Origin of the sequence: uncultured Gimesia sp., assembly GCF_937910335.1 — a bacterium.
GTDB lineage: Bacteria > Planctomycetota > Planctomycetia > Planctomycetales > Planctomycetaceae > Gimesia.
In genome coordinates this window covers 1-14197 of record NZ_CALEMX010000004.1, presented here as the reverse complement: position 1 = coordinate 14197, position 14197 = coordinate 1, and the positions used below count along the sequence as shown (strand labels likewise).

11 protein-coding genes and 1 pseudogene are annotated in these 14197 nt (G+C 45.4%); 8 read left to right on the top strand and 4 right to left on the bottom strand.

The window, feature by feature from the left end:
- The coding region (locus tag Q0668_RS00190; RefSeq protein WP_298858741.1) for a DEAD/DEAH box helicase at nt 1–1748 on the bottom strand (1748 nt) is incomplete at its 3' end.
- A 64-nt stretch (nt 1749–1812) separates the two neighbouring features.
- A complete protein-coding gene (locus Q0668_RS00185) occupies nt 1813–2385 on the bottom strand; it encodes a hypothetical protein (protein WP_298858739.1) in 573 nt (190 codons plus the stop codon).
- Between the two features lie 310 nt (nt 2386–2695).
- Between Q0668_RS00185 and Q0668_RS00180 the strand changes: the two genes are divergently transcribed.
- The 4 genes from Q0668_RS00180 (at nt 2696) to Q0668_RS00165 (ending at nt 8685) form a co-directional block, all read left to right on the top strand.
- On the top strand, nt 2696–4003 hold the full coding sequence (locus Q0668_RS00180; RefSeq protein ID WP_298858737.1) for an AMP-binding protein: 1308 nt from the start codon (nt 2696–2698) through the stop codon (nt 4001–4003).
- Between the two features lie 141 nt (nt 4004–4144).
- On the top strand, nt 4145–5620 hold the full coding sequence (locus Q0668_RS00175) for a sulfatase-like hydrolase/transferase (RefSeq protein ID WP_298858735.1): 1476 nt from the start codon (nt 4145–4147) through the stop codon (nt 5618–5620).
- Between the two features lie 118 nt (nt 5621–5738).
- The gene (locus Q0668_RS00170; protein WP_298858733.1) at nt 5739–6998 is read left to right on the top strand and encodes a PQQ-binding-like beta-propeller repeat protein; all 1260 of its coding nucleotides are present in this window, start codon (nt 5739–5741) and stop codon (nt 6996–6998) included.
- A 94-nt stretch (nt 6999–7092) separates the two neighbouring features.
- A complete protein-coding gene (locus Q0668_RS00165; RefSeq protein ID WP_298858731.1) occupies nt 7093–8685 on the top strand; it encodes a hypothetical protein in 1593 nt (530 codons plus the stop codon).
- A gap of 56 nt (nt 8686–8741) precedes the next feature.
- On the opposite strand, the gene Q0668_RS00160 is transcribed toward Q0668_RS00165, so the two are convergent.
- Nucleotides 8742–10250, bottom strand: a complete 1509-nt coding sequence (locus Q0668_RS00160) for an arylsulfatase (RefSeq protein WP_298858729.1) — start codon at nt 10248–10250, stop codon at nt 8742–8744.
- Nucleotides 10251–10365: 115 nt separating this feature from the next.
- Nucleotides 10366–11286, bottom strand: a complete 921-nt coding sequence (locus Q0668_RS00155) for a metallophosphoesterase (RefSeq protein WP_298858727.1) — start codon at nt 11284–11286, stop codon at nt 10366–10368.
- A 180-nt stretch (nt 11287–11466) separates the two neighbouring features.
- On the opposite strand from Q0668_RS00155, the gene Q0668_RS00150 reads away from it, so the two are divergent.
- The 4 genes and pseudogenes from Q0668_RS00150 to Q0668_RS00135 form a co-directional block, all read left to right on the top strand.
- Nucleotides 11467–11775, top strand: coding sequence for a metalloregulator ArsR/SmtB family transcription factor (locus Q0668_RS00150; RefSeq protein ID WP_298858726.1), 309 nt, complete (start codon nt 11467–11469; stop codon nt 11773–11775).
- A gap of 51 nt (nt 11776–11826) precedes the next feature.
- The gene (locus tag Q0668_RS00145) at nt 11827–12372 is read left to right on the top strand and encodes a rhodanese-like domain-containing protein (RefSeq protein ID WP_298858724.1); all 546 of its coding nucleotides are present in this window, start codon (nt 11827–11829) and stop codon (nt 12370–12372) included.
- A gap of 39 nt (nt 12373–12411) precedes the next feature.
- Nucleotides 12412–13791, top strand: coding sequence for an MBL fold metallo-hydrolase (locus Q0668_RS00140; protein ID WP_298858722.1), 1380 nt, complete (start codon nt 12412–12414; stop codon nt 13789–13791).
- 102 nt (nt 13792–13893) lie between these two features.
- Nucleotides 13894–14197: pseudogene (locus Q0668_RS00135) on the top strand (hypothetical protein); the annotation flags it as partial.

Sequence of the window (14197 nt, the reverse complement as noted above, 5' to 3'; positions counted from 1 at the left end):
ATCCGTTCTTCTATCGTATTATTACAGATAAATTTCGTCACAATCACCTGAGTCTTCTGCCCTATGCGATGCGCTCGATTAATCGCCTGGTCTTCAATTGCTGGATTCCACCAGCGATCAAACAGAAAGACATAACCGGCAAACTGCAAATTTAAACCCACGGCTCCTGTTCCATAACTCATTAATAATAAGTGTGAATCTGGATCGTTCTTGAATTGATCTAGAATTGGCTCACGTTTTTTGGTGGGAATTCCACCATGATAAACCAGGGTTCCAAATCGCCCCAGACGTTCGGCTATAAAATCCAAAGGCTTTGTCCATTGGCTGAATAAAATTGCTTTGCCTCCACTGGCAGCAATTTCTTCCATGTCAGCTTCCAGTCGATCCAACTTGGAACTCTCACCTGTGACGGGATCGAAATTCGTAATCTGTTTCAAACGCAATACCAACTCGAAAACGTGTTGTACTGTAATAGAGTCTCCCATTGAATTCAGCTGAATCACTCCATCTTTTTCAGCGGTTTCATAAGCATGTTGCTGAGCCGGATTCAAATCCAGATACGCCGGGCGATCTAGACGTGGGGGCAAATCTGACATCACCAGGTCTTTCGTCCGCCTCAAAATAAATTCCTTGGAAAGAACCTGCAATTGACGCAGATCGGGAGTGGCCCGTGGTGGGATAATCTCCATCCATTCGAATAAAGAGGACATCTCTTCATGTCGATTTTCGATAGGGGTCCCCGTTAAAGCCCAGCTTCGCTTGCGCGGAATTAAACGCGCCATCTCAGCTGTACGAGAGTTTCGATTTTTAATCCGCTGTGCTTCATCAAGCACAACCAGATCAAACCGGGGGATATTTTCTTCTCCCATCGTTTCAAAATCACGCGCCATCGATTCATAATTCGCAACGAGAATCGGTGTATTCGGCATGTCCCAAATCATTTTACGACGATTCGAGTCTCCTTGCACAACAGTGATAGGCAATTCCTCGGCCCAGAACTTAAATTCGCGTTGCCAGTTTGGAATGAGCGGTTTAGGACAGAGCAACAAAATACGACGAATCTGACCACTCCGCAATAACAGACGAACGCCGGTAATAGTCTGCATTGTTTTACCCAGTCCCATTTCGTCGGCGAGTAAGGCAGACTTTTGTGAAAACAGCCAGGCAATTCCCTCGTATTGGTAAGGGAACGGTTCGAATGGCAACAACAGTTCCTGCCCTGCCAACCAGGATTGAAGAGGAGGCTGTAATAAATAAAACAGCCGGTCTTCCAGAGACAGTGCATTCGCTGGAGGTCTAAGTCGAGTCGTTTTTTTGCTTTCTGTATTTTCTGAACCGGTTACTTCAGGTCCTTTTATTTGAGTTCTTTCGTCTTCGTTATCATCTTCTTCTTTCGGTGGAATAAACTCCAAGCCATCGGGAAAAGTCATGCCGAAGGTCTTAATACGAGGTCGGGTCGGCTTCCACTTAGGCTGCATGCCAGATTGCTCTAACAAATCAATCGATGTCGTTTCCAGATTGAACTTACGACTGAGTGCCCCATTCATCCCTGAGGCAAAAACAGAAGCCGATAACACCAATGGTATCACATCGCTGTCGATTTGTTCTTTGAGAAGTTGTCGATCTGTTTGTGCAATGGGCACTACATTTGGAGCCATTGACTGAGGGAGAAAGTGTGGCCCACCCGAATGATTGGGTACATTCCGAGTGTCTGTTTCACTATTCGAATTCGTTTCTGAATATTCCACGTATCCGCCTGATCTTAAACGAAGTGCTCCTGAAAATTTTCATAACGCCCACATGAGAATGATGTCAACGGGATGAACCCATTTTGACAGCTTCATTCAAGGCTTCTCGCACACGTTCAAAAGGTTCTCCCAGATCTGCATCACCCGGTATTTTTTTGCTGGTCGTTTCGATGGCTGTTCTACCCGCCTGATGACCTGCATCGAACCGCAATCTGTTTTGCCCAACTTGTTCACAGATGAATGAATCTTTTTCTTCCAGAATCTGTTCCAGATCGGATAATATTGCCACCGGAATCGTGATATGTTTCTGGAGTTCGATTGCCTGTTCCTGTTCAATCAGAATCAGATTCGGCTTAACGTTTACTTTTTCTACTAACGTCCGGCCGATCACTTCCCCCAGGAGAAAGGGAACGAGCGTCGGTCCATACAAAACCTCTTGTGTTCGGTTCGGTTTTACAGGAGTTGTACATTGAAATTCCAAAGGTCTTCCAAAATGATTGGTGACCAGTAATCCGCCGATCAATGCACCATCCGGACATTCGATTGTTGTCAGGAATCCGAGTTTCAACTCGTTACTATTACCGTCCGCTACCATAAATTTGTCGTCTCCCGGTGTCAGTTCTGGAGCTGTCGTCAATGATCAGGCGATCCTGATTCTCATCTGAACCGTATTTTTTTTGTAATCAGGACAACCTACTGTATCGATATCATCGTCCTCCTCATTTGATGACTTGAGTGGTAGTTGAATTGGTCATGTTAGATAGTTTCAGTTCAATAACTCTTTATATAACAACTGGTTTCAACAATTGTACCGTACCGGTTTCCGGACAATATTTTCTACCGTTGATTGCTCGGTAGGTTGGAAATTCATTCAAGTTGCGGCAGAATAAGAGATAGCTCGTACTAACCATTTTTGTCGCCTCTTAATGAATCCTTCTAAAAATTTTATGAATGAATCACAAAACATGCCGGAAAACCAGAATCGGGAAGCAATCGAAGCATGCCAACTGCTTCGCCTGCAAGACCTTCTGAAGAAAGTTTCTACAGCCAATCCCTTCTGGCGTAATAAATGGGAGGCGCATGGAATCACTCCAGAATCGATTCAAAATCGATCCGATCTGCAAAAATTGCCGGTCACGACCAAATCGGAATTAGTGGCAGATCATTTGTCTCATCCGCCTTATGGCTCGAATTTGACATTTCCTGTAGAAAATTACACCCGCATGCATCAGACGTCGGGAACAACCGGTTCGCCAATGCGCTGGCTGGATACGAAAGCAAGCTGGGACTGGTTTGGAGAATGCTGGGCGCAGATCTATCGTATGGTGGGTCTCTATCCCGAAGACCGATTATTTTTCCCTTTCTCATTTGGTCCTTTTGTCGGATTTTGGGCTGCCTTTGAAGGTGCCGCGCGACTTGGACATTTTTGTCTGGCCGGTGGAGGCATGGGAAGCGAAGCCCGATTGCGAATGATTCTAGACAATCACATCACGGCCATCTGCTGCACTCCCACATATGCACTACGGCTGGCTGAAGTGGCTGAAGCAGAAAACATTAATCTCGCCGCCAGTCGTGTACGTGCATTAATCGTCGCCGGTGAACCGGGGGGTAATATTGCAGCAACCAAATTACGAATTGGCCAAGCCTGGGGTGCGCGCGTCTTCGATCACTGGGGCATGACAGAAATCGGTGCATTGGGTATTGAACCTCTGGAAAGTCCGGGAAGCTTAAACATTCTCGAAACCGAATGCATTGCTGAAATAGTAAACCCGGACACATTGCAACCTGTTGAGAGGGGAGAACAGGGAGAGTTAATCATCACAAATCTGGGACGAGTTGGTTCACCTTTAATTCGTTATCGCACCGGTGATCTCGTTTCTGAAGATACCTCTGCCTGTCCGTCCGGTCGCTCATTACTGCGTCTAAAAGGAGGTATACTGGGCCGCGCGGATGATATGGTCATCATCCGTGGAAACAATGTCTTCCCCTCCAGCCTGGAGGCGATTCTTCGCACGTTCGATCGGTTGGCAGAATACCGGATTGAAGTACACACAATCCGATCAATGCAGCATATGAAAATTGAGCTTGAACCGATTGGGTCCCTAACAACGGAAGAACAACAGAAACAACTCGTTGTAGATGTTAGCAACGCCATTAAGGATCGCCTGAATTTCAATGCCGAAGTCACCACAGTGGCGCCCGGTGCTTTACCCCGTTTTGAGCTCAAGGGGCGCCGCTTTTTCAAAATCGACTAATTTCGTAAACGTAGCTATTTATTTGCAGGAACTTACTAAAGAAGGGTGATAGAATTCGAACTTTGACTCACTTTTCAGTAATATAAAACTATTCCAATATCATCCCTACTACTGTTCTCTACCCGGCGGTAATTTATAATCATGACATCACTCTTGCGAAATTCCATCACTCTGCTGATCCTGCTTGTGACGTCCTTCCAATCAAATCCAATCTGGGCAGAATCGCAATCGAACTCGCGCCCGAACATCCTGTTTTTATTCAGTGATGACCAACGCGCCGACGCCATTGCTGCATACGACAATCCTCACATACAGACTCCCAATCTGGATCAGCTGGTGAGAACCGGATTCAGCTTTCGAAATGCGTTTTGTATGGGTTCCATTCACGGTGCCGTCTGTCAACCCAGTCGGGCCATGCTCAATAGTGGTCGCACGCTTTACCGTGTTCCTATGAACCTGAAGGGGGTTACCACGATGCCTCAATTATTAAAGCAGGCAGGTTATACCACGTTTGGAACAGGGAAATGGCACAATCATATTGAATCGTTTCAGAAAAGTTTTACAACTGGTACCGCGGCTTTTATGGGAGGTATGTCGAACCATTTAAAGGTTCCCGTCGTAGATCTAAAAAATGGCAAATTTGAAAATAAGCGCAAGGGGGCAAAGTTCTCGACCGAATTATTCGTCGACGCTACTGTTGACTTTTTAAACCAGCAGCCCAAAGACCAACCATTCTATGCCTACGTTGCTTTTTCAGCACCCCATGACCCACGAATGCCTCCAGACTCCGCAATGAAATCCTACAAAAGTTCTCCCCCGCCACTCCCAAAAAATTTCATGCCACAACATCCGTTTAATAATGGCTGGATGACTGGCCGGGATGAAGCACTCGCTGGTTGGCCGCGAGATCCGAAAATTGTTCAAGAGCAACTCGCGGAATATTATGGCATGATCACAGATATGGACTCTCATATTGGCCGTATCCTGTCCACCATCAAAAAAAATGGTTTCGACAAAAACACGATCATCATTTTTTCATCCGATCACGGATTGGCTGTAGGCAGTCATGGGTTATTGGGCAAACAAAATCTGTATGAACACAGCATGAAGTCGCCACTGATTTTTAAAGGCCCTGGAATTCCTCAAAACCAATCCAGTGAGGCGCTGGTTTATTTATACGATATCTTTCCGACTGTGTGTGATTTAACTCATACACCGGTTCCCGCTGGTGTAGAAGGCCTTGACCTGTTACCCGTATGGAAAGAAAAAACCAAGGGTGTCCGGAATTCACTTTTTACAACTTACGAAGACTTAATGAGGGCCGTGCGCGATGATCGCTGGAAATTGATTCGATATACGCAAATTAATAAGACGCAATTATTTGATCTCAAAAATGATCCATATGAATTGCACGATCTTTCTCAAAAACCAGATCAGAAAAAACGTATTCAGAAAATGCTGGCGATTTTGAAGAACTGGCAACAAAAAACCGACGATAAACAACCCCTCACATCTGATCATCCCCAGCCTGAAACCATTGACTTAACGGGCCGAAAAAGAAAACCGGACCCACATCAACCTCGCTGGATCGTGGAAAAATACTTCGATTCGGAATGAATTTGGATTTGAGTCCATGCTATAATCGACATTCTCCCCATGAAAATGTACGCATACCATAAATGAAATCACTACCAGCGATATTCAAATAAATATTCACACAGTCTGAGGTAACAATATGAAAACATTATTGGCAGCAGCCACACTTACTCTACTCATCACTGCAACAACTCTCGCAGGAAACTGGCCTGGCTGGCGTGGGCCATCTTCAAATGGGGTCGCCCAAGGAAGTGGCTATCCCGTCTCCTGGAATCAATCAAAAAACATACTCTGGGAAGTCGACTTTCCCGGGGTGAGTGGTTCGACTCCAGTCATCTGGGGAGACGACCTGTTTCTGACAACAACGACTGCAGGAAAAAACAGAGCCCTCTGCATCGATAAAAATACCGGAAAAGAAAAATGGCATGTCGATTTCGGTACCGAGCGCGCCGGCAAACATAAAAAAGGGAGTGGTAGCAGTCCCTCCCCTGCCACCGATGACCAATTCGTTTTCACTTACTTCAAGAGTGGTGATTTAGCCTGCCTCAAGAAGGAAGGAAAAATCGTCTGGCAGAAAAATTTGCAGAAAATTTATGGTGAAGACACGCTCTGGTGGGACCTGGGAACCTCTCCCATTTTGACAAAGGATCTGGTGGTCGTCGCCTGTATGCAGAGCGATAACTCTTATATCGTCGCCTTTGATAAAGCGACCGGTAAAGAAGTCTGGAAGCAGGACCGAAATCTGGCCTCTCCGGAAGAAGCCAACCAGAGTTATTCCACTCCTATCGTCGTCAATCAAAATGGAAAAGAAATCATTTATGCACTCGGCGCAGACCACGTGACCGCGCATGATGCTCAATCGGGCAAAGAACTCTGGCGGGTCGGTGGCTTGAATCCAACTCAACATAAATACTTTCGCTCAATCTCGTCTCCCGTCGTCAGCGATGGGCATTTAATAGCCCCATATGCACGCGGTGGTTCTGTCACTGGAATCAAGTTAGGTGGAAGCGGGGATGTAACCAAGTCAAATGTTGTCTGGACGAATGAGGCGAAAGGGGAATTCTCTGATGTCCCCACACCCGCGGCGATTAACGGCCGATTCTATATCTGTGCTGACAAAGGTGAATTGCTCTGTTTTGATATCAAAACCGGAAAAAAAATCTGGGGGGATCGTCTACCCCGCAGCCGGCACAAGTTTAGTGCCTCTCCCATCCTGGCTGATGGTCATATTTATGTCACTCGAGAAGATGGCACAACGTTTGTTCTGGAACAAGGCGACAAATTTCAAATGGTCTCAGAGAATCCATTAGAAGGCTTCGCTCTGGCGACACCCATTTTCTCTGATGGGAAAATTTACTTAAAAATGACCGATAAGCTTTACTGCATTGGTAAAAAATAATCGGTTACCAATAATGTAATCTCGAGGGACAGGAGAATACCTGTCCCTCTTTTTCCGAACCAATCCATGCCTAAACAAACCTGAGAAAGTCACTATGGATTCTCAAAAAATCAATCGACGAACGTTTTTAGGTGAAACAATGGCAGCCACGGTGTTGTCTGGAATTCGCGTGAATTCAGAATTGCATGGTGGAGAAGACAAAAAGAAATTCCAACTGTTTTGGGGTGATTTACATAATCATAACGCCGTCGGGTATGCCAAAGGATCGCTGGAGCGTTCCATCGAACTTGCTCAGGAGCATCTGGATTTTTTCTCGTTCACTGGCCATGCATCCTGGCATGACATGCCAAAGATGCCTGGCGACCGTCATATGAAATGGGTGAACGGTTTCGAAGTCCATTCTAATCACTGGTTGAAAACCCGTAGCCTGATGCAGGAAGCCAATTCCGATCAGTTCGTTGCTTTTCTGGGTTATGAATGGCATTCCAGCCAGTTCGGTGATTACTGTATGATTTTCCCTGAGGACCAGCCCGAACTGTTCCTCCCCAATCATGTTGAAAAATTACTCGACTTTGCCGAAAGTAAACAAGCACTGGCGATTCCGCATCATGTGGGTTACAAAGTTGGCTGGCGAGGGGCTAACTTCAAACACTATCGCCCTTCAGCCTCACCCGTTGTAGAAGTCTTTTCGGAACATGGTTGTACCGAAACCGACCGTTCTCCTTTTCCGATGATCCGGCATAGTCTCGGCGGCCGCTCTACAGCAAATATGATTGTGCCTCAATTGCAGAAAGGGATGCGATTTGGTTTCGTCGCATCGACTGATGATCATTTGGGATATCCAGGTGCCTATGGAGAAGGCGTTGTTGGTGTCTGGGCTGAAGACTTGTCATCGAAATCTCTGATGGAGGCAGTGCGTGCCCGCAGAACGTATGCTGCAACTGGTGATAGGATTGCTTTAGAAGTATCACTTAACGGCCAGCCGATGGGCAGTGATGTGCCAGCCACATCAGATCGTCAGATTGATGTCCGTGTTCAAGCAGAAGACGCGATTTCAATGATCGAATTAATTCGCAACGGACAAGTCATTGAACGCCATTTTCCAGAAGATCATCTAGACGAGAAACCTATCTTACCGGGCAAAGTCAAATGCCGTCTGCAATATGGTTGGGGTCCCTGGGCCGATCTGGCAATGGGTCGCACCTGTTTGTGGGATATGACAATCAAGCTAGATAATGGAAAATTCACACGTGCCATTCCCTGTTTTCAATCTGCGCCTTTCAGTGAAAAATTGCGGGACAATCTCAAAGTCATTTCGAATCAGGAATTACGATTGGATTCGAATACTACGCGTGTAAAATGCTACGGCGAAGATCCGACCAAATCGGTCGTATGTGAAATTGATGGTGCAGCGGATACCACACTGACTCTGCAGATTCGCAAACCTTATGAAAAAACCATCAGTGCCCGCCTGCAAGATCTGATCGATGACAATGTCGTCGAGTTCACAGGCGTCTTTACCAGTGAAAGTTATATTCTTCACCGATTGGTAGGCCAGAGCGAGTATTCAGCCCAAATTCGCTGGCAAGACAAACGCAGTGATACGAAATCGACAGACTGGTACTACGTTCGCGTTACACAAAACAATGGACAACTCGCCTGGTCAAGTCCGATCTGGGTGGGATAAGACTCCTCACAATAGAAATGCTGGTCACAAGTTTCAATTGATCCGTCATCCACTACTTACTGCTGATCCAACGCAGGAAACGGAAACATCTCAGAAGGGGTGCGGCCTGTTTTCATAATTGACTTGATACGAGCCACGATCTTCGGGTGCTGATCGGCGACATCATGCTTTTCGCCGGGATCTTTCTTGAGGTTGTAAAGTTCGATTTTCATTACCGGATTCCGCTTCTTCAACAGGTTCTGTCGAACCCCTTTCCAGTCTCCCATATGAACGGCTTGTTGTCCTGTATAAGCCGGAAATTCCCAATACAGGTAGTCATGTTGCTTCTGTTGTTGTGGTTTGCTTAACAATGTGGGCAAAAAACTGATGCCATCAATGTCCGCTGGTACTTTCGTACCCGTCAAACCATCAATGTCCGCTGGTACTTTCGTACCCGTCAAATCAGCAAGAGTTGGCATGACATCCCAGAAGGCAGACAAATGATCGGTCACTTCTCCCGGTTGAATATGTCCGGGCCACCGCACAACCAGAGGAACACGAATTCCCCCTTCATACAAACTCCCTTTAAAACCTCGCCAGGGTCCCGCAGATTCAAAAAACTTTGAGTCCGATCCCCCTAATCGATCATAGGTCGGACCATTGTCAGAAGTAAAAAAGACGATCGTATTATCGTCCAGTTTCAATTCCTTTAACAAATCCATGATCTGTCCAACACCATCATCCATTTGGGTAATCATGGCAGCATAACCGGCTCGTGGATGAGGGTGTTTAATGTAACCACGATGCTTATATTCTTCTTCCGGAATTTTCCCGCGATATTTGGCCAGCATTTTTTCAGGCGTCTGGATCGCCAGATGCGGAATTGCGAAAGGCAGGTAGAGAAAGAATGGCTGGTCTTGATGTTGGCGAATAAAGGCGAGCCCATTTTCCACAAATTTATCTTGGGAATGGGTATCGCCATACAATGTTCGGTCATTCCCGGGCAATGTTTCTTTCTTGTGATTACGCCAGAGAAATTTTGGATAATGATTGTGAGCATGTACCTGGCAGTTGAAACCATAAAATAAATCAAAGCCTTGACGGTTTGGATCTCCCGTCGTACCAAAATGGCCTAATCCCCATTTTCCCATCGCTCCCGTTGCATAATTTTTCTGCTTTAACATTTCTGCAATCGTGACTTCTGCATCAGGAATAGGGTATTGACCGGGGAATTCCCAGCCCTCTTTTTCCTTCATGTGCTGCAGATGTTTTGGATTGCGATTATTGCGAACGTAAGCATGACCGGGATGTTTGCCCGTCAACAGATTACAGCGAGAAGGGGCGCAGACCGCATTCCCGGAATAGAACTGAGTAAACTTGATACCATTTTTAGCGATTCGATCGATGTTCGGCGTTTGAATCCATTTTTGTCCATAACATCCCAGTTCCTGATAACCCAGGTCATCAGCGATAATGAAAACAATATTAGGTGATCCTTGTGAGGCAGCCGCAACACTAGACGTGATCGTATTTATAATGCAGAGAACGAAGACTGGTATCAATGTTAATGTCACAAAGCGACGCATAGCGGGCTCCTCGTTGGTTCAATCTAAAGTCCTGTTTGACACAGATTACATCTTATACAGACTCTCTTCAGGTCTGCAATGATGGATTTTCTCTTCATCGAGAAACAGTTGTTTGTTATTCACTATCCCAGTGATAATCCTGCTGTTTTCTAAATCCGTTCAACAGAAGATCGCCATTTTCAAAAACATCCAATGTACTGTAACCATTATTCGTGAGACCCGTCCCTTCTACCATCGCGACCATCGTACAGTAATGAATGCCGGCTATTTCTGAATAATGATTGCGATGACTGTGCCCTTGAAAGACCGCAGTAACTTTCTTTGAATTTTCAAGAACCTTCCTCACTTCCGATGAATTTTTCACCGCATGGGCATCAGTGTCCTTTAAGTCGAGCGGTTGATGTGCAAATACAATTGTGGGATGTGTGGTCTTTTTCAAGTCAGCCTTTAACCAGCGAAGTTCTGATTCGGGAACATTCGCATCGGTCCATTTAAAATTTCGTCTCCCGTAAGGAGTACCATCAGTCTTAAAGCACGAATCAAGTACTACAAAATGAAAACCGTTTCGATCAAAAGAATAAAAAGAGTCTTTCTGCCCTACTCCTTGAAGAAACTCCTCTTTCTTCAATTGATCGACACAATGATTTCCCAGGACATAATATTTTGGAAAAGGTATCATCGAAATGGCATTCACCACCGTCTGCAAATGTTTTTTTTCCTGATCTAATGAATCTCCAGAGTCGATCAGGTCTCCGTGAAAAACAAGAAAATCAGGTTCCTCACTGCGAAAACGATTTTCGACTTCTTTCAATTTAGAAAGGGTCTCGCGGTAATGGCGGGAGCCGACAGGTGGTTTATCCGCGTAATGGAGATCGGTCACTAAACCAATTCGCACGACACCTCTTGAATTGGGCTCAGAGGCACAAGCAGAATTTTGCTTCGTTAAAGAGGATAGCCCGGCCAGCAACACGGCCCCATTTTTGAGGAATGCCCGCCTTCCCAATGCATCTGATTGTATAGAAGTATCATATTTCATTTGAAGGTTCCTTATTTCAAATAATTCCTGACCGAGGTGCTAAGTATTGATTTTGACAGGCTTTTGTTAAGAATCAATGTCGAAATGGAGAATTCCCAATGGATCTGATTTCCCAAAAAACAAAATAAACTCATTGACTTATCGTAATATCACGATATTATACACATAAGGAAGAAACCCATGAAATTAAAAGAAACACCAGAATACAACGGGCAAGCGCTGGAAGAGGCTGCAGAATGTCTCAAAGTTTTAGCACATCCCGCCCGAATCCGAATTGTACAATTACTTCTGCGGGGGCGCTACTCAGTTGGCGAGCTTGCAGAGGATTGTGGAATTCCCAGTAACGTAGCATCAGAGCATTTACGTCTGATGCAGCGCTGTGGGTTCTTTATCAGCGAACGCGAGGGGAGAAACGTCTATTATCAAGTCGCGGAACCACATTTGAACAAAATCATGGACTGTATTGAGGGGCGGTTTTTCCAAAACTGAGTTTTTTTTCAAACTACATATCGTAAAATAGTGATATAACGAGGTATTAAAATGACAGACATCAAAATGATCAAACCAGGAGAACTGGCAAAACTTCATGACGAAAAAGGCATCCATCTGATTGATGTCCGAACGCCCGCTGAATTTCGCGAAGTACATACTCCTATCGCTGTGAACATTCCATTAGATACGTTGAATGCAGAAAAAGTGAAACAAGTACTAAATGGAAATGAGGCAGGTCCGATTTACGTCATTTGCCAAAGCGGAAATCGATCCACACGGGCCTGCCAGAAATTGATAGAAGCTGGTGTCACAAATGTGGTCAGCGTAGAGGGGGGAACCACCGCCTGGGCTCAACAGGGACTGCCGGTTAATCGAGGTAAAAAAACGATCTCTCTGGAAAGACAGGTACGAATTGCAGCGGGATTTCTGGTCCTTTTGGGTGCGCTATTGGGGATGTTTATCAATCCCTGGTTCAGTGGCCTCGCGGCATTTGTTGGCGCAGGGTTAATGTTTGCTGGCATCACAGATACATGTGGGATGGCCATGCTGCTCGCCAAAATGCCCTGGAATCAAGTCTCTGGATGTAAAAAGTAACAATGTACTTTGTTGAAGTGATTTCTAAGGGAACTCATTATGTTTTTTCAACGATATTATCTTGATTGTTTATCGCTCGCCTCTTATATGATCGCGGATGAACAAACACGTAAGGCGGTCGTGATTGACCCACAGCGAGATATAGAGATCTATCTGGAAGATGCCAAAGAACATGGATTTCAGATTGAACATGTTATTTTGACTCACTTTCACGCAGATTTCATCGCCGGGCATATTGAATTAAAGAAAGCAGTTGGCGCGCAAATTTATATGGGTAAGCAAGCGGAAGCGGAATTTTCATTTCAAGATCTTGGAGAAGGCGATGAGCTTATACTTGGTTCGGTGAAATTGTCGATTCTGGAAACACCGGGCCATACCCCCGAAGGAATTTCGATTCTGGTTTATGATTTGAGCGAAAATCCGGATCAACCAAAAATGATTCTCACCGGAGATACGCTGTTTTTGGGAGACGTTGGTCGGCCGGATCTGTTAGCTTCTATCGGAGTCACCGCGGAAGAACTGGCAAGCATGCTGTATCACTCACTGCATGACAAGATTTTGACTCTACCTGATGAGACTCTGGTCTATCCGGCACATGGCGCTGGTTCCATGTGCGGCAAGCAGTTAAGCAATGCAGCGGTGACCACATTAGGAGAACAACGAAAATACAATTATGCACTTCAGCCAATGAGCAAACAGGATTTTATCGAAATGGTTACCACTGATCTCCCTGAAGCACCGCAGTACTTCGTGCATGACGCGATCATGAATCGGAAAGAGAGACAAACATTAAGCGAGACCCTCAGCGCCTCCTGGAATGCGTTTTCACTGGATGAAGTTCTGGAAATGCTCAACAACGATAATCAGGTCATTGATGTCAGAAGTGCCACTGAATTCGCCGGAGCGCACCTCAAAGGAAGTATAAATATCGGACTGGATGGACGTTATGCAACCTGGGCCGGATCCATACTTGATAAACAAGTCCCCATACTGGTCATTGCCGAAGACGAAGAACGTATTGAAGAGGCAATCATGCGGCTAGGTCGGATTGGTTTTGATCAAGTCAAAGGATTTCTGAAAGATGGTTTGAACAGTCTCAAGGATCATCCTGAGCTGGTTTCACAAACAAAGCGAATTTCTGCGCCTGCTTTCAACGAACTAGATGAAAAAACCATGATCGTTGATATACGCTCTCAATCTGAATGGGAAGGCGGGCATATTGAGGGAAGTGTAAACATTCCATTAACTCAGTTGCAGGAAAGAATTATTGAAATCCCCCATGACCATACGGTAATCGTCCATTGTCAAGGAGGATATCGCTCATCGATTGCCATCAGTCTGCTCGAAAAGCAGAAATATGAAAATGTGCTTGATCTGGTCGGTGGCTATAAAGCCTGGTTGATGACAGCCGTAACTTAATTTTATGAACGATCATAATATCGTGACATATGGAATAGAAAAACCTTTGCCCGATCCATTAAAATAGGGCAAAGGTTTTTCAATTTATCGATAGGTTTTTTAATGGTACTCCTACCAGCTTCGCGACCAAAACGACATTTCAATGCTGCAGAAGGCTATCTCATGCTCGAAATGCCCGAACAGGCCTTACGTGAGCTTTCCTGTATTAGTCCTACAGATAGCGATTCTGAAAAATACTATTGCCTGCTAGGGCAAGCGCAACAACTAGCCGAACATTTTAGTGAAGCGTTAGAATCCTATCAGAGCGCCTATGAGAAAGCCCCTGAAAACCTGACAACCCTGATGGGTATGGCCTGGTGTTATAAACGGACCGATCAATTAACTTTGGCGATTTCCATCATGGAGG